Origin of the sequence: Bordetella bronchialis, from assembly GCF_001676705.1 — a bacterium.
GTDB lineage: Bacteria > Pseudomonadota > Gammaproteobacteria > Burkholderiales > Burkholderiaceae_B > Bordetella_C > Bordetella_C bronchialis.
Genome location: NZ_CP016170.1, coordinates 426,592 through 449,670 on the forward strand (window position 1 = coordinate 426,592; position 23,079 = coordinate 449,670).

The following is a 23,079-nucleotide window of genomic DNA, read 5'->3' on the forward strand; positions in this document are numbered from 1 at the left end:
CATGAGTTCCTGGCTGGATGACGTGGCGGCCGACGCCGCCCTGATGAACGATTTCCACGCGATCTGCGCCTTTGGCGGCCGTCTGTCCGGTAGCGGACAGGACAGCGCCGCCATCGCCTGGGCCCTGAGCCGCATGCGCCAGGTCGGCGGCGACGCGCAGCGGCTACAGGTGCCGTACGACGGCTGGCGCGCCGGGCCCGCCAGCCTGGCCCTGGCCGGCGATACGCAAGCCTTGGCGTGCCGCGCGCTGCTGCGGTCGGCTTCGACGCCGGCGGGCGGCCTGGAAGGCGAGCTGCTGGACCTCGGGGAAGGCCGCACGGAGGACTTCGACCGCGCCGGCGATGCCGTGCGCGGCCGGATCGTCCTGGTCCAGCATGAATATCCCTTCTCGCCCCGCCATATGCACCGCCGGCGCAAATACGACCTGGCCGTCGAACGGGGCGCCGTGGCTTTCCTGATCGCCAATCCCCGGCCGGGCGGCGGCCTGCTGTCCGGTTCTTCCGGCCGGCCGCGGGGCGCGGCGGGTATTCCGGCCGCCTATGTGGACCATGCCACCGGACAGGCGCTGGCGCGGGCCGCCGCCGCGGGCGGCGCGCGGGTGCGCCTGCACGTGGAAGGCCAGGAGGACGAGGGCGCGATGGCCGACCTGGCCATCCTGGATATCCCCGGGGGCACCGGAAACCGCATCGTTATCAGCGCCCATATGGATGGGCACGACCTGGGCACCAGCGCCCTGGACAACGCCAGCGGCGTCGCCGTGGCGCTGGCCGCCGCCCGCGCGCTCGCGCCGCGCATATCCCTGAATACGCATGGGCTGCGCGTCTGCCTGTTCACCGCGGAGGAATGGGCCCTGGCCGGCTCGCGCCGCTACCTGGCCGATATGGACGATGCCGAGCGCCAATCGTTGAAGCTGAACATCAACCTGGATACGGTCGCGGGCGACACCCATCTGACGGCCCTGATCAGCGACTTTCCCGCTTTGACCGGTTTCGTCTCCGATGCCGGTGCCGACGCCGGCGTGCCGCTGTCGACCTATCTGCCCTTCATGTCCAATTCCGATCATGCCAACTTCGCGGCGCACGGCATCCCGGCGCTGCGGCTGGTGGCGGGCTTCGACCGGCCCGAGTCCGCGGTCAACAATATCCTGTCGCCCGGGGACACCCAGGCCGTGGTACAGGAAAGCGAGCTGCGGACCGCCCTGCGCGCGACGTGCGCGATGGCCTGGCGCGGCCTGACCCTGCCGTCCGACGCGCTCAACGCGCTGGCGCGGCGCTGATCCCAGGAATCCGCCGATAAAGGCATGGGAATCCGGCTGATATCCAGTCGGATTCCCGGTAACGTCGGCCGCGATCGCTAGACTCCCGCCTTTTTTGCCGCCCGGCGGCAACCAGGAGGGAAGTCGAAATGAATGTGCCGCCTACCGCCGCATCCCGCGGATACGCCCCGATGTCTTCGTTCGCTGAAGGACGGGGCGGGGATCCGTCGGCCCGCACCCGGCCGGGCGGCGGATCGGCAGGCGCGTCCGGCGTGTCCTGCGCATGCGAAGCTTCCATCGCCGCCTTCGAAAGCGCGCAAGGTCCGCGGCGCAAGCGCGGGACGGCTGGAACGGAAGTGCCGGAAGGCGATGCGTTGCCGGTCGATAGCGTCGAATGCGTCGATCCCGGGAGGACCGAGACCGAGCCCGCTACCATGGTCTTCCGAACCGCGGCGAGGAACAGCCTGGTGGCTGCCCGCTAGCCGCGGCGGTCGCGATGCCACCGGTTCAAAGGTCCAGCTTGGTAACCTTCGTGCCCTGGATGGACAGATCCGCCATCAAGCCGGCGTTCGTCAGGAAGAAGGCCACGACGGACTGCTTGGCGGTGTTGGTATCCACCGCGCCGTTCGCGCCGATCTTGGCCACGGCCACCGACGCGTCGGCGCCCGCACTCCAGCCCTTGCTGTTGCGGAATTTGTTCAGCTCTTCCTGCGTCATGAACATGATGACGATGGCCCGCGATTGCGCGCCGGCCTGCCAGCCGATCGAGCCGGAGGTCATGCTGTAGTACCCATCGGTGGCATTGCCCACGCGCAGCGCGCCTTCGCCGTACTGCCCGCCCACCACGAAGCCGGCCTGCAGCACGTTCGGGAAGACCAGAATGCCCCTGGCATTGTTGGCCATCTCGCGGGAGCCCTTGACCGTGCTGTACAGGCGGCTCAGCGTGGAGTCGACGGCGCTATTGATTTCCTGGCGCTTGGTGGTGGAGGAACCCGAGGATCCGGGGCCGGTGGTGCTGCATGCGGCCAGTGCCGTGGCCAGCATCAGGGCGGCGGGCAGGGTGACGAAGTTTCGACGTTTCATTGCTTGTTCTCCCAGCGTTGTATGGATCCACGGGCCTGGCCCGCGATGGGTGCGTAGCGGCGGCGCGGCAGCTCTACCGCACACTGCGAACCCATTATTCGCCACAACAATCCAAACAACGGCGACATTCGCCTACCGATTGCAACTCAGCGCGCGTAGAGCTTTTCCACCGGGACCGCATGCGCCTTCCAGATGCGCTCGCAGTACTCGCGGATCGCCCGGTCCGAGGAAAACTTGCCGGTGCGCGCCGTGTTCAATATGGACATGCGGGTCCAGGACTCGGTATCCCGATAGGCCTCGTCCACGCCTGCCTGGCAGGCCGCATAAGAGCTGTAGTCGGCCAGCAGCATGTACGGGTCGTTGTTGACCAGATCGTCCAGCAGGGGCTTGAACAGCTCCGTATCGCCCCGCGAGAAGAAGCCCGAACGGATGAGATCCAGCACGGATCCGAGTTCCGGGTCGCGCGCCAGGTAATCCTGGGGCCGGTAGCCTTCCCGCCGCAAGGCGTAAACCTCTTCCGCCGTCAAGCCGAACAGGAAGAACTGGTCTTCGCCCACCTCCTCGCGGATTTCGATATTCGCCCCGTCCATGGTTCCGATGGTCAGGGCGCCGTTCATCGCGAATTTCATATTGCCGGTGCCCGATGCCTCTTTGCCGGCCAGCGAGATCTGTTCCGACAATTCGGCCGCGGGATACACCCACTGGCCCAGCGACACGCTGTAATTCGGCAGGAAAACCACCTTCAGGCGGTCGCGCACGTCGGGATCGTTGTTGATGACGTCGCCGATCGCGGTGATCAGCTTGATCATCAGCTTGGCGCGGGCGTAGCCGGGCGCGGCCTTGCCCCCGAAGATAAAGGTGCGCGGGGTAATGTCCAGGTTGCGCTGCGATTTCAGCCGGTGGTACAGAGCGGCGATATGGATCGCGGACAAATGCTGCCGCTTGTATTCGTGTATCCGCTTGACCTGGACGTCGAACATCGAATCGGGATCGACGCGGATGCCGGTCTTGCGCAGGATGACCGCCGCCAGGTCGACCTTGTTGGCGCGCTTGATGGCGCGCCATTCGCTGCCGAAGGCCGCGTCATCGGCGTAGGGCTCGATCTGCGCGATGCGCGACCAGTCCTTGACCCAGTCGTCGCCGATGCAGCGCGTCACCAGTTTGGACAGGCGGGGGTTGCTCAAGGCCACCCAGCGCCGCGGCGTTACGCCGTTGGTCATGCTGTCGAATTTTTCCGGCCACATGGCGTAGAAATCCTTCAGCAAGTCCCGTTTCAGCAGTTCGGAGTGCAGGTTGGCCACGCCATTGATCGCATGGCTGCCGACGCAGGCCAGGTGCGCCATGCGGACATATCGCTCGCCCGATTCGTCGATCAGCGACAAGCGCGCGATGCGGGTTTCGTCGCCGAAGAAGTGGATGCGCGCCTCGTTCAGGAACCGCGCGTTGATTTCGTAGATGATTTCCAGGTGCCGCGGCAGGACGCGGCGGAACAGTTCCAGGGGCCAGCGCTCCAGCGCCTCCGGCAGCAGGGTGTGGTTCGTATAGGCGAAGGTCTGGCGGGTGATGTCCCACGCCCGCTCCCAGGGCACCAGGTGTTCGTCCACCAACAGGCGCATCAGCTCGGCGACGCCGATGGCGGGGTGCGTGTCGTTGAGCTGGATGGCGAAAGACTTGTGGAAGGACGTCACCGACTGGCCGCGCTGCCGCTGCAGCCGCAACATGTCCTGCAGCGAGCAGGACACAAAGAAATATTGTTGTTCCAGGCGCAATTCCTTGCCCTGGCGGCTTTCGTCATTCGGATAGAGCACCTTGGTCAGGTTTTCCGACGTGACCTTTTTGCTGACCGCGCCCAGGTAATCGCCGCGGTTGAAAACGTGGAAGTCGAAGGCCTCGGTGGCTTCCGCGCGCCAAAGGCGCAGGGTGTTGGTGGTGCCCACGCGGTATCCGGGGATGGGCGTGTCGAAGGGTACGCCGGCGACGGTTTTCTCCGGCACCCAGCGCACGCGGAAACGCCCGTGGTCGTCGGTGTACTGTTCGGTGTGTCCGCCCAGTTTGACCTGGACGGCCCATTCGGCGTGCTGGATCTCCCAGGGGTTGCCGTAGCGCAGCCAGGCGTCGGTGTTCTCCACCTGCCAGCCGTCCATGATGGTCTGGTAGAAGATGCCGTACTCGTACCGGATGCCGTAGCCGATCGCCGGCACTTCCAGCGTGGCAAGCGATTCGATGAAACAGGCGGCCAGGCGTCCCAGGCCGCCGTTGCCCAGGCCCGGTTCTTCTTCCTGGCGCAGCAATTCGTCCAGGTCCAGGCCCAGTTCGCTCATGGCCAGGCGGATTTCGTGGGAAATGCCCAGGCTCAACAGGTTATGGCCCAGGTAGGGCCCCATCAGGAACTCCGCCGAGAGATACGCCACTGTACGAGCGTTTCTTTTCTGATAGGTAGCGGCGGTATCGAACCATGACGGCACCAGGCGGTCCCGTACGGTATGGGCAAGCGACTGATACAGGTCGTTCTTCGACGCGATATCCAGCGACTTGCCTTGCGTATACAGAAGATGGTCCAAAAAAGCGCGTTTCAGGGATTCCCGCGACAGTGCGGAGCGGTCGTCGTCCGGGCGAACCCGCACTGCGTGCATCGCGTCCTCGCCGGCGGCTATGGTGGCGTTAGCGTGATCGTTCAAGATGGCGTCCTTGGCGTCGCTAGGGGCAACAAAAATCCTAATCCAAAAGAATTGGCTTTTGAAGGTTACCGGCTGAACAATCGGCAACAAGTTTCTAACTTGATTGCGTTCCCGCCGGGCGGCTCGCGTCCGTCCGGTCTTGCCTCGTCACCAACGCGCCGACCCTGGGTTCCGACAGGCTGGCATCCCGCCGGCCCGGCGGCAAGCATGCCGCTTTCTTATGTTTGTTTCCGCCCGTGTGGCGGTGTATTTACAGGGTGATCAGCGATGGCTGCCATACAAGGCCCCTCCGTCTCCATATCCATCCAGGGCGACAGCGCCACCGAGCGCCCGCGCGATGCGGGCGTGAAGCGACCGTTCACGATTCGTGCCCGCACGCGCAAACGCCTGGGCACGGTCATCGCGGCGGCGCTGGAAAGCATCGCCATGTCCTTCCATGGCGTGCCCGACCAGAGTGCGCCGCGTGCCGGGTCCGACACGCGCAAGATGGCCTACAAGCTGCGCAAGATCGTCGATTCGCTGCTCGACAAGCTGGCGGCCGGCCGCGATCACGATCTGCCGCAATTGCAGCGCGCCTTCCACGTGTTCCTGGGCATCGTCGCGGTCATGAAGTTCGACACGTCGTGGGAGCGCCTGGCGCAGCCCTTCGTCGACGCGTACATGCGCAATGCCACGCGCGAAGAACTCCTGTGGGTCCACAACCGCCTGAACGAGCTGGCCGGCGCGGTCTCGCTGTTCGCCGCGATGAACGATACCAACCGGCAGGACGTGCAAGGTGTGATGGCGGTGCTGAAGCGCTCCGCCATGCAGGAACTGGCGGAGCGCGGCATAGGCGTGCATTTGGGCATGCTGGCCGGTTCGCTGAGCGCAGCCGAGCCCGACGCCCGCCGGATCGGCAAGGCCTGGTTCGCGATCGAGCAAGGCCTGGGCCAGGCATGCAAGGAAGGCCTGCCGCCCCTGGAATACCTTCAAGCGGGGTTGGAACGCCTGCCTGCCGGATCGACGCGGATCCTGGCGGCCGTGCTGGCGCCGCACGTCCCCGGCCACGCCCGCATGGCGCGATACCTGTTGGATACCGTGCTGCATGACACCCTGCGTGACGTTCCGCTGGAAGGCGGGCTGGATGCGCTCGATATCTACATGATGCACGAGGCCGTACGCTCGCACGTCCTGGCCCGCGTCGATGCCAGGGTGGCCGATACCGCGCCCCGCCTCGAAAACGCCGCCCGGCCGGGCGTGCGGACGGCGGAAGTCGCCAACCGCCTTTGGCACGACATCCGATACACCCTGGAGAGCCTGGGATGGGTCTACCTGGAAACCGGGCTGGACCACGCCTGGCAGGAGAAGGCCGCCATCGACGCGGAGACAGAACGGCAATTCGCCCGCGCGGTCCTGCACATGCATCCACGGACGGCCGCGGCCTGCCTGGACCGCGTGGACACGGAGCGCCTGCTCACCATGCACGCGCACCTGCCACAGTGGGATGGTCAGGAATATGCCCACCTGGCCGGACTGGTCGGTGCCGCGTGCGACGCGCGGTTCGCCGGCCTGCTTGGCGCCGTGCAGGCGGCGCGCGCGGAGCTCGACACGATCCTGCGACAAGACCGGCGGATCGCCACCGCGCGCGGCCTGCTGGCCTTGAGCGACGCACTGTCGGCCTGCGAAAGATTCGCGTCGCGAGCGGCGGGGCCCGCCAACTGGCGCGATGATCCGCTGGTGGACGCCGCCATCCGGCGTGCCGCCGAGACCCTGCGCATGCCCGGCGAGCCCGGCCATGTGCTGGGTGCCGGCTCCTTGCGCGAACTGGCCGACGGTGGCTTCGCGGCTCTTCGCCAGTGCGACGACGTCCAGGTCGCCCGCGGCGTGGCCCTGGATCCGGAGGCCGTGGCCGCGGAAATCGCGCGCCGGACCGCGAAGCACGAGGCCCTCGTCGCCGATCGGCTGGCGCGGTTGTCCGACGTGCTGCGCAATCCCGCGCTGTCGCCGCGCTCCTTCATGGGTATCGTGGCATCCATCGCCCTGGCCGATGTGTGGCGGCGCGAAACCCGCTCGGCGTTTCGCGGCGGCCCGGCGGGTCCGGCCGCGGATACGTCGGCGTCGTCCTTCAACCGGGAAGTCGCCATGATGCTCTATCGCAAGGATGGCGCGATGCCGGTCCAGTGGATGGAGGCACGGCGCCATATCGCGGGCCTGTCGGGCGTGCTTGCGCGCCTGCGCATGGCAGCCGGACATGCCCGTCCGTACGACGCCCAGGGTCCCGCGGCCAGGCTTGCAACCGTGGATGCGGCGATAGCCCTGCTCGATGCCTTGGGCCGGCATTTCGGCGTTCACGCGGACGGGACCACCGCCCCTCAACGCCCGCATGCGGCATCCGGCGGCACCGACCCCTACTGGAACGAAGCCAGCCTTGCCGAGATCGCGCCGTTCTTCGGCTTGCGCTACGAGGCCGGCCTGCGCATGGCCTTGCCCTTGTGCGGGGCCATGCACCAGGCCCGCCTGCTGGCGGCGCTCGGCCTGCGGATGGCCCAACCGGAGCGGTCCCAGCCATGCAGCATCGCGGCGCCCGGCATCGGGGCGCCCGGCGTCGGGGCTTCCGGCATCGTGGCTTCCGACGCCCAGGCTGCCGCGGGTCCTGTCTGGGGTATGGGTGGGCCGCGCACGCTGCAGGTCGACAAGCACTTCCATGACGCGGCGTATCGACGTGGCGAGTTATCGCTCTCCGTGGATGCGGTGGCCGCGCCCCCTGCAAGCGCCGCCAGGGCCGTGGCGGCCGGCGGCGACCTGACGCGGCAGTCCGACGTCGCGCTGAACCGCATGGTGGCCCTGCTGGCGGCGCGCGGCGACCGCATGGACGTCGCCTGGACACGGTTGATGTCGGCCATGTCGCAGGGGGTGGCCGACTTCGTGCTTGCCGCGCGCGACATGCCGGAAATGTGGCGCTGGTCGCACATTCCGGAGCCCGAGTCCGTGCGGCATGTGCACTTCGAGATCGGCGAGTTGCCGCTGGGCGGCTATCGGGTGGATGTGTCGGCCTGCCTGGAAACCGCTCGTCCCGATATGGAGGTCCAGTTGGCATTCTCGGTCCGGGTGAATGCCAGCGCGGGTCGCGTAACGGGTCTGATAGTCGCTCCGCAGGCGCGCGTGTTGCCCGCCGGTACGCCGCTGTCCGGCAACGGTACGGTCCGGCCGGTTACTACGGCCGCGACGGAATATGCCCGTATCGCCCCATCGCGCGTGAGTCCGCTGCCCGCGGCCGCTGGCGCCTGATGGACTGTTTTCATCCTGTCGCGGAATCGACCCATGAATGTGCAGCCGCCGGACCTTGCTCCAACCTTTATCGCCCCCCATCCAGAACCGATAACCACCGGTCTGCTTCCATCGGTGCCGCCGCGCCAATATGGGATACAGGCTGGCGACCGCAAAGCGACGTTGCGGTTCGCTCCCGCGCGCAGGGGCGGCGCGGCCCGGCAGGTCATGGATGGCAACGCCGGCGCGGGCCTGCGCCATGCCGCGGCCAACGGCGCCATGCTGACGCGTCCGATGCGGGACCTTCTCCAGGGCCTGAAACCGATGCATCCGCCGGCGCCCGCGCTCGGGGCGCCCGTCGCCCTGCGCCCCGGCGTCGATGTCGTGCATCCGCGTCCCCAGTCCGCGCCGGCTTTGCTGGAATCCGCCGTCGGCGATATCCGGCCCGGCACGCTTCCGGAACGCGCCGTCCGCCAGGACGACATGGCGCCGATGCCGGCGCCGGTCCCGGATACGGGCGGCTGCGCGGCGCCGTTGCGGCGCGGCGTTGCCAGCCTGGTCGGCGCGATCGGGCTGGCGTGCGACGCGGTCTACCAAGGTGTCAACGCCGCGGGACGAAAATGCAGGGATGTCTATCGGTTCATCCACGACAAGTGCACGTCCGTGGGACGCAAGTCGTCCGACACGCCGGTCGCGCTGCTGATCGCCGACGTCGCGCGCCTGATGCGCAACCAGGAAGTCCTGGATGCGCTGGGCCGCATCGCGCAGCCCGGGATGACGTACCAGAAGCTGCGCTACATGGCCGAGCAACGCGGTTTCCGCATCGCGGAGGACGCCGCCGGACGCGGTTTCGACGCCCCCTTGGGGACGACCAGCGATTCGCTGACGCGGCGCCTGGTATCCAGCCTGCAAAACAGCGATGACCCGTGGCGTATCCTGCGCGGGCACGCCGGGCTTCAAGATACCTGCCCCGAGCTTGCCATCGCCCGGGAACGGTATCTTGCCTATCGGGACGCGCACTATCCGGACTTCGACGCCATCCACCGCCGCATGCAGCAGTTTTCCGATTTGCGGCCGCTGGAGGAAATGAAAGCCCTGGTGGAGTCCCGGCGCGCCGCCAGCGAGGCCAACGGGGATGTGTTCGACGCCGATGCCTACATCCAGGACAACATCCTCAACCCCGGGAATCCCTATCCCATTACCGGCAGGCAACTGCGCGACGACGTGCTGCGCCTGCAAAAATGCATGCCGGACCTGGCCGGGTTCCTGCAGGGACTGGACCTGGCCGACTGCCGTGCCGAATATCGGCGCCGGCAGCGTGAGCCGGGGGCGACGGGGTCCCCCGCGCAGGCTGCCGGGATCGGCATGCAAGAGTCCTGACCCCCCCTGGTCCCGTCCAAGGCGGCTGCTAAACTCCCCGCAGTTTTCAGCGAGCGCGCCTTGGTTCGATTCCTTCACACCTCCGATTGGCAGATCGGCAAGCTGTTCGGCCAGTTCGACCCGGACGACGCCGCCATCCTGGCGGATGCGCGTTTCCAGGTTGTGGAGCGGCTTGCCGATGCGGCCAACGCGCACCGCATGGATATGGTCCTGGTCGCGGGCGACGTCTTCGACGCGCAGACCGTCAGCGACCGCACCGTGCATCGGCTCTTCAACGCAATGGGCGCCTACCGCGGGCCCTGGGTGCTCATACCGGGCAATCACGACGCCGCGCTCAGCGAGTCGGTCTGGACCCGCGCCGCGCGGCTGGGGGCGATTCCCCCGCACGTGCATGTCTGCCTGTCGCCCGAGCCCCTGGAACTTCGCGAGCAGGGCGTGGCCATCCTGCCGGCGCCGCTGACCCAGCGCAACACCTACATCGACCTCACCGAGTGGTTCGCGGACGCGCAGACCGCTCCAGGCCTGCTGCGCATCGGCATGGCCCATGGCAGCGTGCAGGGCATCCTGGCGGAGGACATCGACTCGCCCAATCCCATCGCCGCCGACCGCGCCGCGCGGGCGCGCCTGGATTACCTGGCGCTGGGGGATTGGCACGGATGCCGGCGGATCGACGATAGAACCTGGTATAGCGGCACGCCGGAAACCGACCGGTTCCGAGGCAATACCTCGGGCCAGGCGCTGCGGGTGCAGTTGGACGGCCCGGGCGCGGCGCCCGTCGTCACGCCGTTCGCCTGCGGCGCCTACCGCTGGCGCGATGAAACGCTCCAGTTCCGGGTCGCCAGCGATGTCGACCATGCCCTGCAGCACCTGGCGGCGCTGGGCGCCAAGGATGTCATGCAGCTTGCCTGCGCCGGCCAGGTCGACCTGGAAGGCTACCGGCGGCTGGAGCAGGCAATCGGGCAGGCGCGCGGCGTGACCCGTGCATTGCTCGCCGATCTGTCCGCATTGACCTTGCAGCCGACCGAGCACGATATGGAAAACCTGCGCGCCGACGGCTATGTGGGCGAGGTCATCGCGGCCCTGCGAGGCGCTCAGGACGGTCCGGACGGAGAGATCGCGCGCGATGCCCTGGCCGTGCTGGCCGGCATACTGGACCGGCGCGCGGCGCCGGCCGCCGCGCCGGGCGGGGACGCGCCTTGAAGCTTACCCGCGTACGCATCGAGCAATTCAGGCAATTTCGCACGGCGCTTGAAATCGAGGGCCTGGAGGACGGCATCAACCTGTTCGCCGGTCCCAACGAGGCCGGCAAAAGCACGGTCGTCGCGGCCATCCGCGCCGCCTTTTTCGAGCGTTTCCGCTCCAGCGCCGCGGAAGACTTCCGTCCCTGGGACGATCCATCGGCATCGCCCGCCGTCACCCTGGCCTTCGATCACGATGGACAGCACTATCAGCTGACCAAGCGCTTTCTCGGGCGCAAGCGCTGCGAGCTGCGCATCGGCGAACGCATGCTGGACGGCGCCGAGGCCGAGGACGAACTCGCCGCGCTGATGGGCTTCCAGCACGCCGGCAAGGGCGCCAGCAAGGCGGAACACTGGGGCATCCCGGGCCTGCTGTGGATACAGCAAGGCAGCGGGCAGGACATACGCGATCCGGTCTCGCACGCAACCGGGCACTTGCGGACCGCGCTGGATGTTTCGCTGGGAGAAGTCGCCAGTTCCCAGGGCGACGATGTCATCGCCGAGGTCCAGTCCGCCCGGGACGCCTTGCTGACGCCATCGGCCGGCAAGCCCAAGGGCGCCTATGCCGCCGCCTTGGAAAAGGCGGCCGAACTGGAGGCGGCCCTGGCCGGGCTGCAGGCCGAGATCGGCGAGTACCGCCACAAGGTCGATCGACTGGCCGCGCTGCGGCGGGAGCACCACGACGACGCGGCGGAACAGCCGTGGGCGGCGTTTCGCGCGCAGGAGAAGGCGGCTGCCGAGCGGCTGGTCGAAATCCAGGGCCTGCAGGATGCGCTGTCCATGGAAAGGACGCAGGCGGGGCGCTGGGAGAGCAGGGCGGAGCTGGCGCGCAGCAGGCTGGACGCCTACGCCGCCGAGGAGCGGGCCGTAGCGGCCCGGCAGGAAGCGCTGGACCGCGCCACGGAGGCCCACGCGGCGGCTTCCGCGGCGATGCAGCCGTGGCTCGGCAGATTGGAACAGGCGGAGCAGGCGCTGGCCGACGCGCGGCGGCGGCTCCACCTTGCCCGGCAGGTAGAGGCCCGCCAGCAACTGGCGCGCGAACGTGCCACCGCACAGGCCAGGGCCGATGCGATCGCGCAAGCCCTGGCGCAGGCCCAGGCGGAACAAGCCCGCCTGATCGAGCACCGGCGCCAGGCTTCGGCCAGCCGGATCGATGAAGGAATCGTCAAGCGCCTGCGCGAGGCGGAACTCGCCCTGCGCGAACTGGAACTGCGCCGCGCCGGCGTGGCCACCCGCCTGCGCTATCGCCTGCAGGATGCCGCGGGTATCGAGGCCGGCGGCGAGATGCTGCGGGGCGAGGGCGAACGCCAGCTGATCGCCCCCACCACGCTGCGGCTGCCCGGCCTGGGAGAGCTGGAAATCGTCCCGGGCGGCGCGGACCTGGCGGCCTTGCGGCGCGAGCAGGACGACTGGATGGCGCGGCGGCAGGCGGCGCTGGAGGCCGCCGGGGTAAGTAGCCTGGAGGAAGCGGAGGCCCGGCGCCGCGACCAGGCGGCGCACGAGGCCGAAGCCCGCAACGCGGAGGCCACCTTGAAAGGCCTTGCGCCCGCTGGCATCGAGGCCCTGCGGGCCCAGCTGGCGGATGTCCGCCAACGTATCCAGGATGTCGATGCGGCGGGCGCCGCGGCCCCGCCCGACGAGGCCGCCATGGCCGATGTGTCCGTGCGGGACGCGGAAGCCCAGGCCGCCGCCGCCGAAGACGCCCTGCGGCAGGCCACCGAAGGGCGGCATGCGGCGCAATTGGCCGAGAGCCATGCCAGGGCGCGGGCAGAGGCCGCCCGGCGCGAGTGCGATGCCGCGCGAGCCACCTTGCAGGCCGAGGGCCGGGCGGACAAGCGGGCGGACGCCGAACGTGAACTGGCGCACGCCGGCGAACAGCGGCACGCCGCGCTGGCGCGCGCCGAAGCGCTGGAACGCCAGGTGGCGCAATCGCGGCCCGATATCCTGCGCCAGGACATCGAGCGTTTGCGCCGCAGCGCGGAGCAGCATGAAAAGCGGCACGCCGAGCGCCGCGATGCCATCTTCAGGCTGGAGGCCGAACTGCATGTGGCCGGTGCGCAGGGCCTGGACGAAAGGCAGGCTGAAATCGCGCGCGACCTGGCGCAGGCGCGGCGGCAGGCGGCCGAACTGGCGAAGCAGGCGCGGGCGCTGGATTACCTGCTCGCCCTGCTGCGCGACAAGCGCGATACCCTCACGCGGCGTTTGCAGGCGCCGCTGCGCCTGCGCCTGCAGCATTATGTCGACCTGCTTTTCCCCCAGGCCCGCATCGATATCGACGAGGACCTGATGCTGGGATCGCTTACCCGTGGCGGCCAGCAAGGGCCGGAGCGCAGCGCCTTCGAAGCCCTGAGCTTCGGCGCGCGCGAGCAATTGGGCGTCATCGCCCGCCTGGCGTATGCGGATCTGCTGCGGGAAGCGGGCCGGCCCACCCTCATCATCCTGGACGACGTGCTGGTTCACAGCGATGACGAGCGGCTCGCGCAAATGAAGCGGGTGCTGTTCGACGCGGGAACGCGCCACCAGATCCTGCTCTTCACCTGCCACCCCTCCGATTGGCGCGACCTGGGCGTCGCGCCGCGTGCGCTCGCCCCGTCTCCCGGCTGACGCGTGACGCTTTGAAAGCGCCAACATCGGCGAGCGGTGGAGGACCGCTTGGGCGCTGTGGAACTGTCTTGTATGAAGTTACTTATCTACGCGTTGGCGTTACCGGAAGGCGTACGCGTTCGCGGTAAACTTCTTGCGGCTTCGTATATTAGGGTCGCCTGAGCCGTTCGGTCGGCATCCGGGTTTCCCCTCATTTCTTCCCCATGCTGGCGGCGGCGCGGTCGTGTAATGTCGTGAGTGTCGCTGTATGGCGACAGAAAGCGATTTAATCCGTCACAGTTAGATACAGTTTTCCTGGCAAACTCCTATAATCGTTCATCATGGAACTGCGGCTCCCTTTGGAATAGTAGGACTATGGCCAAACCCTCCGGCGACATGCCCCCGTACGACAAGGCCCGAGCGCTGAGCGGCTTGCGCAACGCCGGCCGCGTCGCGCTGCTCATGGCGCCCCGGCTCGGCGATACGCTGCTCATGATGACGCTGGCGCAGAACCTGGCCCTGCATGGCCGCCAGGTCACCGTGTTCGGCGACTACGTCCATGCCCTGCGGGAATGGTTTCCCACCATGGATGTGCGCCCCTCGCTGCCCCAGGCGGAAGCCCGGGCCACCCTGGCCGACTACGACTGTGTCGGCCAGATGCACATCGGCTGGCCGTACACCCTGCACGATTGCCACGAACACTATTTCTATTACGACGCCCATGTGGTCGTCACCGGCCGCGGCTTCGTCAAGCTGTTCCAGATCCGCGATTTCTGTAGGGATGAGCTCGGCATGCCGGGGGCGACGATCGACAACGCCCTGCAACCGCTCAACCGGCAGGAGCATCGCTCGCGGCCCGGACGCATTGTCCTGCACCCCACTTCGACAGAAGCATTGCGCTGTTGGGCGCCGCATCACTTCGAAGCCCTGGGCGTGCGCCTGCTGAAGGACGGCTACGAACCCAATTTCGTCGTGGCGCCGCACGAACGCGCGGACTGGGCGTTCCTGCGGGAAGCCGGCCTGAAGGTGCCCGAGTTGAGCTCGCTTTCGGAAGTCGCCTCCCTGATCCATGCGTCCGGATGGTTCATCGGCAACGAGTCGGGCCTGGGTCACCTGGCCTCCAACCTGGGCGTGCCCACCCTTTCCGTTACCGGCCGCCCCACCCGGACCAAGGCCTGGCGGCCGGCCTGGGCGACGTCCCGCATCGTCTACCCGGCCTACATTCCCGGCGGGCGCTGGCGCGATCGGCTCTGGCGCCATTGGCTGTTGCCGCGCAGCGTCATGTGGGCCTTCCGGCGTCTGCAGCAGGACGACCGCCGCAATCCCGTCGCGCCACCGTGGACCGCCGCGTGACGCTCCCGCCCTACGGTGGGCCCCCTCTCCATCGGCAAGCGGCCAGCTCGCGCCGCGCTATCGAAGCAGCCCAAACCATGCACGGGCGTGTGTATCGGTACATGCCCCAGCCCTGATTTGAGTCCATGCCTTCGCTATATCCTCGCCTGGCGGCGATATTCGCCCTTCTTGTGCCCGCTTGCGCCCTGACCAGCGCCAGCGCGGGTCCAGCCCTGCTGTATGTCTCCGGCTTGCTCTCCATCGTCGCGGTGGTCCACCACGGCATGCGCGGCAACGAGCCCGCCCACTGGCGCGACTTGCGGCCCATCATCGTGGCCTTGTGCGCGCCCCTGGCGTCCGTATTGCTGACCGCGGCCCTGGTCGACGACGCCTGGAGCGCCTCGGAGTTCGAGAAGTTCTTGCGCTTCGCGCTGGCCTGTCCGATCTGTTGGCTGCTGTTGCGGGCGCCCCCGCGCTGGCTGCAGCAGGTGCAATGGAGCCTGCTGTTCAGCGCCTTCGCCGGCTCCATCATGCTGATCGTCGTCATGCATAGCGCGGACCTGGGGCGCGGCACGGTCAGCGATTTCGGTGGGCGGTACAACGCCGTGGCCTTCGCCGACCTGACCTTGTTCTTCGGCTTCGCATCCTTGCTGACGCTGCCCTGGACGCTCAGCCCATGGCCGCGCCTGGAGCGCGCGCTGAAAATCCTGGCCGTCGTGTTGGCGCTGTATGCCACCTGGCTCTCGCAGACGCGCAGCAGCTGGATGCTGCTGCCCGTCTTTGGCCTGGTCGTGCTGTTGTCGCGCGCCCACTGGTCGCGCCGGACCAAGGGCCTGTTCGTCTGCGGCCTGGCGGTCGTCCTGGCGGCCGGCTCTTTCGCGCTCTGGGAATCGCATGGCAGCCGCATGCGGCAGGTGGCATCGGATGTCGAAGCCTACGTGCAGGATGCCGATCGCGATACCTCGGTCGGCATACGGATGCAGCTCTGGCATGCCTCATGGCTGATGTTCCTGGACCATCCCGTCATCGGCACCGGAGCACGCCATTTCCGCGCCAACCTGGCCGAATTGCGCGACCGTGGCGTCGTCACGCCGCTGGTGGCTCGCGATTATGGCGAGCCCCACAACGACCTGATCGCCGCCATGGCCGGCTACGGCGCGATAGGCCTGCTGGCCATGCTGAGCCTGTACCTGATACCGGCGGTCGTTTTCTATCGGCGGCTGTTTTCCCCGGATCCGGTCGTCCAGGTGGGCGCGCAGATCGGCCTGCTCTTCTGCCTGGGCTATACCGCCTTCAGCCTGACCGAAATGATGTTCCGCAATATGCGCAGCGTGCCGATCTACTCCGTGACGGTGGTCGTCCTGTTCGCGCTGACCTCGATGCGCCAGGCGCGGCCCGCCATGGTGCCCCCGCGAACCGCAACGCTCGAGAGCGCGTCCTAGGTCTCGCCGCATGCCTTCCGGTCTGGTCTGATTCTGCTTGGAACCCGGAACAATGGCGTAACGTTTCTGCAAACTTGCCGCAGGTTTTCCGTAGGCGATCGTGGCCGCATGGCTGGTACGCATGTCCGCGCTATGCCTCGGTACCCGATAGGCGCGCGTCCCGCGCGCCTTACCTGTCGGAGACGCTATGGGCAAGTTCACTGAACAACAGCTGCAGCTCGCAAGTTCGCTCGCCTTGGAGCGCAGTTTCGTGCTTGGAAACACTTACCTTACGGACAAGGACGCCGCCTTCGCGGGCGGCGGTTTCGTCGAAGGGCTGGGAAGCGACGACGCCGACGTGGACATCTACGCCATCCGGGAGTCCCACCTGACAATGGCGCAGATCGATGCGAGCCGCTATGAGCGGGTCGTCGGCCGGGGCGGCGTGCGGCTCACCGCGCGGGATCGCGAGGCCGAAATCTGCCGCATCCACACCCTGGTACCCGGTACCTCCATCAAGATGGACGTGCATTACCGTACCTGGGACGAGATGAACGGCCTGACCATCGCCATACACCTGCTTCACGAGGCCGGCCATCGCAACCCCCTGGCGCTGGCCGAGCCGCTCCCGCTGCGCGACCTGCTTTTCCTGCACCGCCTTTATACCTCGCACGATATCCAGGGTACGGATCGCCTCGTCCGGATACGGCAGGAAATCGGCCTCTACCGCTTCCTCTACCTGCTGTACCGCCGCAAGGCCTGCAGCCAGTCCTTGCTGGGCAACCTGCTGCATGCCTGGAGCCAGGGCGCCTGGCGGCAGTGTGCCGCGATGGCGCACGAAATCGCGGTCGCGCATTTCCAGGCCTACACGCATCTGCTCGGCAATACGCACTATCACCCGGTATGGATCCTGCCCTACGCGCGGCATCGCGGCGTGCCGGAATCGCTGGTCGCAAAGCTGGTGCGCATCATGGTGGACCGCGAGTCGTCCTGCGACGAAGAAAGCCGCCGTTTCGTCATCGGCTGCCTGGATTTCGTCGATGACGTGATCGCGGCGGCTGTCAACCCGCTAAGCCGGGTCAGCGGGCACGCCTGCCGCGAAGCGGCCTGCGCGGCCCTGGAAATCCAGCTGGCACGGCAGCCTCATGCCTGCCCCGAATGGGAGGCCGTCTACCACCGCAAGGTATACGGCATGAATGACATCATGATGCGGGAATGGCTGGAACGCTACGGGGATGCCGTGCGCGTGCAGTGATGTCGTGCCTGGCGCGCGGCACGGATGCCGCGCCGCCAAGGCTATGGCCGCTCCTCGTCCGTGGCGGCCGCGCCGATGCACGGCGCATATGTGAAATCGATAACCGAGGCAACCAGCGCCTGCATGCTCGCCACCAGGCCGCGCGCGTCGCCACGCCGCCACTGGAACGCGTACTGCAGCGGCCGGAGCGGGGACCGTTCTCCGACACGGCGCAGTTTCAAGCGCGCCGGCCAGCAGGCAGGCAGGAACCCCACGCCCACGCCGGCGCCTATCATGCCGGCCACCGCCACCCAGCTGTTGCAGAAAATGCGTTGCGTGATCGGCGCTTGATGCGCAAGCAGCCAGTCGTCCAGCAAGCGGGTGGTGCCGGCATCCGGCGGAAGCGTGACCAGGGGATGGCGGCGCAGCAATTCCGGGATCCCGGTCTTGCGCGACGGCGGTGCCAATTCCGCTGCGGCGGCCCATTCGAAGCGCGCGCTGCCGACCGAGCGCGACACCAGCTCGCTGCGGGGCGACAGGCCCGCGATCACCGCGAAGTCCAGCTCGCCGTCGGCCAGGCGCTGCTCCAGCACGCCGCCGACGTTGACGTAGGGCTCCAGAGTCAATTCCGGATGGGTCTTCCGCACCCGGGATACCAGGGCCGGCAGCCACGTCAGCGCGGAGAGATCCCCCACGCCGAAGCGGCAATGACCACGCAAGGCGGGGGCGTCCGCGGTGCTGCGCTCGAACTCGGCCGCGGCGTCCAGCACCTGCAAGGCCGCGGGGAGTAGACGCCGGCCGGTCTCGGTCAGCACCGCTTTCTGCCCGCTGCGGTCGAACAAGGGCTGGCCGATGGCCGCTTCCAGTTCACTCAGCCGCTTGGACAGCGCGGAAACGGACAGATGAATGCGCTCGGCCGCGGTCGAGAAGTTGGCGCAATGCGCCGCCCACCAGAACGCTTCGAGCTGCTTGACAGAAGGCAGCGCCACGATCGATTTCGAAAAAAGCGAAATAACAGCTTCGAAATATATCGCTTTTTGGGAAGATAAAACGCGCCTACAGTGGCGCTGACGGGGACGTCTGCATCGGACTGCCCCCGGAAATCGCCCGTTTCGCCGCCCGCTCTTGAAACCGCTCCATCCTTGTCGCCATGTCTCCGCATAACGTTGACGCTTCCCCGGACACCCGGACGGGTAGTTCCAGTCCTCGCCATGGCCCCGCCGACCATGAATCAGCCGGTGTCTCCCGTCCCGCGCCGGCCAAGCGGGGCATCCTGGCGCGGATGCTATCGCTGCACGACTTCGAGCATGCCGCGCGGCGACGCTTGCCTCGCCCCATATTCGGCTACATCGCCGGCGCTGCAGAGGAGAACGCCGCGCTCGCCGACAATCGGGCGGTATTCGACGAGTATGCCTTCGTCACGCGCGTACTGCGCGACGTGTCGAAGCGATCCCAGGCCGTGACGCTCTTCGGCGAACGCTACGCGTCGCCTTTCGGCATCGCGCCTATGGGTATCGCGGCGCTTTCCACGTATCGAGGCGACCTGGCCCTGGCGCGCGCCGCGCAGGGCACGGGCGTCCCGGCGATCATGAGCGCCACGTCGCTCATTCCCATGGAGGACGTCGCGCGGGCCTGTCCCGGAACCTGGTTCCAGGCCTACCTGCCGGGTGACCAGGCGCGCATCGACGCGCTGGTCGACCGGGTTGCGCGCGCGGGCTTCCGCACCTTGGTGGTGACGGTCGATATCCCGATTTCCGCCAACCGCGAGAACAACGTGCGAACCGGCTTTTCCACCCCCTTGCGGCCCGGCCCGAGGCTGGCGTGGGACGGCATGGTGCGTCCGCGCTGGGTACTGCAGACCTTTCTCCGGACCTTGCTGCGGCATGGCATGCCGCATTTCGAAAACTCTTTCGCCACGCGGGGGGCGCCCATCATGTCGTCCACCGTACTGCGTGACTTCTCAGCGCGGGACAACCTGAGCTGGGAACATATGGCGGCGATCCGCCGCCGCTGGAAAGGGCCGCTGGTCATCAAGGGCATCCTCAGCGTGGAGGACGCGCGCATCGCGCGCGACATCGGGGCCGACGGCGTGATCCTGTCCAATCACGGTGGCCGCCAGTTGGACGGCGCGGCCTCGCCGATGCGTGTCCTGCGTCCCGTCGTGGATGCTCTGGGACCGGACTATCCCGTCATGATCGATGGCGGCTTTCGCCGCGGATCGGACGTGCTCAAGGCGCTGGCCCTGGGTGCGCGCATGGTGTTCGTGGGCAGGCCCTTCAACTACGCCGCCGCCGTGGCTGGCGAGGCCGGGGTGCGCCATGCCATCGCCTTGCTGCAGGCCGAGGTCGACCGCAACATGGTCATGCTCGGGGTCAAGGAGTGGGCCGAACTGGGACCGAAAGCGTTGCTGCGCAAGCGTTGACCCCATGCGATCGTGGCGTGTCGGGCCGCCACGGCGCGAGTACACCGCCGCGCGGGCACACTACCGGGCGGGCACACTACCGGGCGCTCGCGGGCGCGGCGTGCTGGTGTTCGTAGACTTGCAGGTGGCAATAGGCGGCGCGCGCCAACGGCAGGTCGAGCCCGTACGATTCGCCCCGGGCGAGCATGTCGCCGACGATCGCGTCCGCTTCCAGGCGCTGCGCGCCCTGCGAGATGTCTCGCGCCATGGACGCGGCCCACGTCGAGTTCACGTCCAGCAAGCGCGATTCCAGCCGTTGGATGTCCTCGCTGGGCATCGGGTATCCGGCGGCCGCCGCGACCGATCGGCATTCCGCCATGGCTTGTTCCATCAGGCGCCGGCCGTCGCGTGTCGCCAGGATGTCGCCGACCGTACCGCGCATAAGGCAGTTCATCATGGCGCCGGCCGCCAGCGAGACCCACTTGTTCCAGAGCGCTTGCGTAATGGCCGGGGACAGGACCCGATTGCCAGGCGTGCCGGCGATCAGCGCATGGAAGTCGCGGGCCAGAGGGGCCGTGGCTTCGGATCGCGGCCCGACGATCAGATTGTCCAGCGTGCCGAAATGAAGAATGGTCCCATCGCCATCCAGCATGGTGGCGATATACGCCACGCCGCCGAGTACCTTGTCGCGGCCGAAGCGGGCGTCCAATTCGTCATAGACCGACAGGCCATTGAGCAGGGGCAGGATGCCGGTGGCCGAGCCCACGGCCGGCGCGATGTCATCCAGCGCGCCCTGCAGATCGTAGGCCTTGCAGCTGAGCAGGATCAGGTCGTACTCCGGCCGCAAGTTTGCGCTCGTCACGGTTCGCACCGGCGCGTCGAAGTCGCCCGATTCGCTGCGGATACGCAGGCCTTGCGACGCCAGGGCCGCGGCGCGCCTGGGCCGGACCAGGAAAGTCACGTCGGCACCGGCCTGCAGCAGCCGGGCCCCGTAGTAGCCGCCGATCGCGCCGGCCCCTAGAATCAGAATCTTCATGACCGTTTCCCAGTTCGAAGGTGGTGTGGGACGATGCCCGAAAGCCCGCCATGACGGCGGATACGCGGTGCCTAAGCCCGCCGGATTTGATGGCATATGCAAGCAGTTGGTTCAATCTACTTGAATATGCCAGTATTCGTCAACATGCCCCGGGGCGGCTGGGTGCCGGGCTATGGGGCCGTGCGCGCGCGCCCGCGATCGCGCAGCATCCGCTTCAGCCAGCGGCAAAACTCACGTCCCATTTGCACATGGCGGCTGTACGCGCTGACATAAGCCACGTAGGTCGCGCCCGATGCGACGGCTTCCTCGTCGGCCATCACGAGCGTGCCGCTGTCGAGTTGATCCTGTATCACGATGCGCGGGACGACCAGCAGGCCGGTGCCCCCTATCGCCGCGGCCACCGCCAGGAAAAGATGGTCGTACACCGCGCACACGTGCAGGGCATCCACGGAGAGTCCCTTCGCGACCGCCCAGATCGGGATGGCGTCCGGCCTGGAACGTGAAGCGATCAGCGGCCACTGCGCGGGCGAATCCGTGCGGTATTTTTGCGCCATGGCTGGCGCCCCCACGCATACCAGCTCCTCCTGGAACAGCTCCCAGCTTTCCGCGCCGGGCAGGCTGAGGTCACGGGTAATCAGTACGTCGAACTCGTCCCTGGGCTGCGGAGAGGAAAGCGAGGTGACGAGGTCCACCTCCATAGCGTGCCGCGCGGTGAAGTCGCCCAGGGCCGGGATCACCACTGTCATCGCGAAACTCGGCATCGACGTACGCACGACCAGCCGGCCGTGCGCGCGCTGGCCTTGCGCCAGCTGGATCGTTGCGAGCTCTATGGTGGACATTGCATCGCACACCGCATCGTAGAACTGCGAGCCGGCGGGCGTCATTGCGATTTGCGGGCCGCGGCGGGTGAACAGGGGCTCGGCCGCCAGGGTCTCCAGCGTCGAGATATGCCGGCTCACCGCGCTTTGCGTAATCCCCAGTGCGGCGGCCGCCCGCGTGAAGCTCCCATAGCGCCCGACGGCGGTGAAGGCGCGGACGGCGACCAGCGGGATATGCGGTTTTTTATCCATAACAAATACTCATGAAAGCCACGCGTAAAACCGATGCCGCCCGCCGGTCCCCTCTGTTCGCAACGGCACAGGACGCATAGATTGGAGACCTCGTTGCCGTCATCAAGGGGAAAATCCAATGTTCAGAATGCGTTTGGCATCATGCGTATTAATCATACAGACAATGCTCGGTGCCTCGATCGGCGCCGACGCGCAGGCGGGACAGGTCGTGCTCTATTCGTCCAACGATGTCCAGACCGTCAGCAGCGTGGTGGAGCAGTTCGAACGGCAGAACCCGGACGTGAAGGTCGCCGTCGTTCGGGCCGGGACGGGCGCGCTGATGCAACGCATCAAGGCCGAGGCGGCCAATCCGCTGGGCGACATTTTCTGGTCGGGCGGCCTATCCACCATAGGCGCGTTCCAGGAAGTATTCGAAGCCTATCGTTCCCCGCAGGCGGATGCCGTCGCCGCCCGTTATCGGGGTCCGGACGGCCTTTGGCTGGGAACCAATACGCATGTGAGCGTGCTGATGGTCAACGTTCGCCAAGTGCCGAACGGAACGCCGCCGAGCACCTGGGCCGATCTTGCCGATCCGCGGTGGAAAGGCAAGATTGCCATTCCGGATCCGCAGTTCAGCAGTGCCTCTTATGTGGCGCTATACGGCATCAGGAGTTTGCTGGGCGAATCCATCTATGCGCGCATCGTGCGCAATGCCGTGGTCGTCGGTACGACGTCCGCCGCCTACCAGGGCGTGGCCAATGGCGAGTTCGCGGCGGCGGTGACCATGGAATATGCCGCCTACCAATACGTTGCCGGCGGCCTCAAGGAAATCAAGGTGGTGTATCCCGCCGAGGGGACCTTCCTCTCCCCGGAGGGCATGGCATTGATCAAGAACGCCAAGCATCCCGCCGAGGCACGCCGGCTGTATGACTTCCTGGCTTCCAAGCCCACGCAGGCGCTGATCTTCGAACGCGCTTTCCGCCGTCCCCTGCGCCCCGACATCGACGTGGCCGCCTTATCGGCCCTGCCGCCTCTGGCTGGGATAAAGACCATCGATCTCGACGACAGCCGGATGGAGGCCGACCGCGCGCAGTTTCTGGCGCAATGGCGCCAGTTGGTGTCCTCGAACTGATCCGGACGCGA

General features: G+C 67.3%; 15 protein-coding genes. 10 read left to right on the forward strand and 5 right to left on the reverse strand.

Features of this window, described 5'->3' with window-relative positions; translation table 11 throughout:
- Position 1 precedes the first annotated feature (1 nt).
- On the forward strand, positions 2-1,276 hold the full coding sequence (locus BAU06_RS01895) for a M28 family peptidase (RefSeq protein ID WP_066343713.1): 1,275 nt from the start codon (positions 2-4) through the stop codon (positions 1,274-1,276).
- Between the two features lie 486 nt (positions 1,277-1,762).
- Here BAU06_RS01895 and BAU06_RS01905 read toward each other — a convergent pair whose 3' ends face one another.
- On the reverse strand, positions 1,763-2,338 hold the full coding sequence (locus BAU06_RS01905) for a BPSL1445 family SYLF domain-containing lipoprotein (protein WP_156770125.1): 576 nt from the start codon (positions 2,336-2,338) through the stop codon (positions 1,763-1,765).
- Between the two features lie 146 nt (positions 2,339-2,484).
- Positions 2,485-4,971 (reverse strand): glycogen/starch/alpha-glucan phosphorylase, encoded by a 2,487-nt coding sequence (locus BAU06_RS01910; RefSeq protein WP_066343717.1) that lies wholly within the window; start codon positions 4,969-4,971, stop codon positions 2,485-2,487.
- Positions 4,972-5,283: 312 nt separating this feature from the next.
- Here BAU06_RS01910 and BAU06_RS01915 point away from each other — a divergent pair, with 312 nt between their 5' ends.
- The 7 genes from BAU06_RS01915 to BAU06_RS01945 all read left to right on the forward strand — a co-directional run bounded on the left by BAU06_RS01915 (position 5,284) and on the right by BAU06_RS01945 (position 17,471).
- On the forward strand, positions 5,284-8,283 hold the full coding sequence (locus tag BAU06_RS01915; RefSeq protein WP_066343718.1) for a hypothetical protein: 3,000 nt from the start codon (positions 5,284-5,286) through the stop codon (positions 8,281-8,283).
- 162 nt (positions 8,284-8,445) lie between these two features.
- The gene (locus BAU06_RS01920) at positions 8,446-9,642 is read left to right on the forward strand and encodes a hypothetical protein (protein WP_156770126.1); all 1,197 of its coding nucleotides are present in this window, start codon (positions 8,446-8,448) and stop codon (positions 9,640-9,642) included.
- 60 nt (positions 9,643-9,702) lie between these two features.
- Positions 9,703-10,842, forward strand: a complete 1,140-nt coding sequence (locus tag BAU06_RS01925; protein ID WP_066343721.1) for a metallophosphoesterase family protein — start codon at positions 9,703-9,705, stop codon at positions 10,840-10,842.
- Entirely contained in the window at positions 10,839-13,484 is a 2,646-nt protein-coding gene (locus BAU06_RS01930) for an ATP-binding protein (RefSeq protein WP_066343722.1), read from the forward strand. Before BAU06_RS01925 ends, BAU06_RS01930 begins: the two co-directional genes overlap by 4 nt.
- Positions 13,485-13,838: 354 nt before the next feature.
- Positions 13,839-14,816, forward strand: coding sequence for a glycosyltransferase family 9 protein (locus BAU06_RS01935; protein WP_066343723.1), 978 nt, complete (start codon positions 13,839-13,841; stop codon positions 14,814-14,816).
- Between the two features lie 125 nt (positions 14,817-14,941).
- Positions 14,942-16,237 (forward strand): O-antigen ligase family protein, encoded by a 1,296-nt coding sequence (locus tag BAU06_RS01940; protein ID WP_066343724.1) that lies wholly within the window; start codon positions 14,942-14,944, stop codon positions 16,235-16,237.
- Positions 16,238-16,424: 187 nt separating this feature from the next.
- Positions 16,425-17,471, forward strand: coding sequence for a hypothetical protein (locus BAU06_RS01945; protein WP_066343727.1), 1,047 nt, complete (start codon positions 16,425-16,427; stop codon positions 17,469-17,471).
- Between the two features lie 41 nt (positions 17,472-17,512).
- Here BAU06_RS01945 and BAU06_RS01950 read toward each other — a convergent pair whose 3' ends face one another.
- Positions 17,513-18,439 (reverse strand): LysR family transcriptional regulator, encoded by a 927-nt coding sequence (locus BAU06_RS01950; RefSeq protein WP_066343730.1) that lies wholly within the window; start codon positions 18,437-18,439, stop codon positions 17,513-17,515.
- A 293-nt stretch (positions 18,440-18,732) separates the two neighbouring features.
- Between BAU06_RS01950 and BAU06_RS01955 the strand changes: the two genes are divergently transcribed.
- Entirely contained in the window at positions 18,733-19,872 is a 1,140-nt protein-coding gene (locus BAU06_RS01955) for an alpha-hydroxy acid oxidase (protein ID WP_066343732.1), read from the forward strand.
- A gap of 76 nt (positions 19,873-19,948) precedes the next feature.
- On the opposite strand, the gene BAU06_RS01960 is transcribed toward BAU06_RS01955, so the two are convergent.
- Both BAU06_RS01960 and BAU06_RS01965 read right to left on the reverse strand, forming a co-directional pair.
- Positions 19,949-20,887 carry a ketopantoate reductase family protein gene (locus tag BAU06_RS01960; protein ID WP_066343734.1) on the reverse strand — a complete coding sequence of 313 codons (939 nt, stop codon included), beginning with the start codon at positions 20,885-20,887 and terminating at the stop codon, positions 19,949-19,951.
- A 170-nt stretch (positions 20,888-21,057) separates the two neighbouring features.
- Complete coding sequence (locus BAU06_RS01965) at positions 21,058-21,957, reverse strand: LysR family transcriptional regulator (RefSeq protein ID WP_066343737.1); 900 nt, start codon at positions 21,955-21,957, stop codon at positions 21,058-21,060.
- A gap of 163 nt (positions 21,958-22,120) precedes the next feature.
- On the opposite strand from BAU06_RS01965, the gene BAU06_RS01970 reads away from it, so the two are divergent.
- Entirely contained in the window at positions 22,121-23,068 is a 948-nt protein-coding gene (locus BAU06_RS01970; RefSeq protein ID WP_231933970.1) for an ABC transporter substrate-binding protein, read from the forward strand.
- Positions 23,069-23,079 lie beyond the last annotated feature (11 nt).

Coding starts and splice junctions, on each gene's coding strand:
- BAU06_RS01910 (WP_066343717.1), bottom strand. CDS start 4,971: ATGCACGCAGTGCGGGTTCGCCCGGACGACGACCGCTCCGCACTGTCG.
- BAU06_RS01945 (WP_066343727.1), top strand. CDS start 16,425: ATGGGCAAGTTCACTGAACAACAGCTGCAGCTCGCAAGTTCGCTCGCC.
- BAU06_RS01955 (WP_066343732.1), top strand. CDS start 18,733: ATGCTATCGCTGCACGACTTCGAGCATGCCGCGCGGCGACGCTTGCCT.
- BAU06_RS01940 (WP_066343724.1), top strand. CDS start 14,942: ATGCCTTCGCTATATCCTCGCCTGGCGGCGATATTCGCCCTTCTTGTG.
- BAU06_RS01935 (WP_066343723.1), top strand. CDS start 13,839: ATGGCCAAACCCTCCGGCGACATGCCCCCGTACGACAAGGCCCGAGCG.
- BAU06_RS01915 (WP_066343718.1), top strand. CDS start 5,284: ATGGCTGCCATACAAGGCCCCTCCGTCTCCATATCCATCCAGGGCGAC.
- BAU06_RS01960 (WP_066343734.1), bottom strand. CDS start 20,887: ATGAAGATTCTGATTCTAGGGGCCGGCGCGATCGGCGGCTACTACGGG.
- BAU06_RS01895 (WP_066343713.1), top strand. CDS start 2: ATGAGTTCCTGGCTGGATGACGTGGCGGCCGACGCCGCCCTGATGAAC.
- BAU06_RS01965 (WP_066343737.1), bottom strand. CDS start 21,957: ATGGATAAAAAACCGCATATCCCGCTGGTCGCCGTCCGCGCCTTCACC.
- BAU06_RS01905 (WP_156770125.1), bottom strand. CDS start 2,338: ATGAAACGTCGAAACTTCGTCACCCTGCCCGCCGCCCTGATGCTGGCC.
- BAU06_RS01970 (WP_231933970.1), top strand. CDS start 22,121: ATGCTCGGTGCCTCGATCGGCGCCGACGCGCAGGCGGGACAGGTCGTG.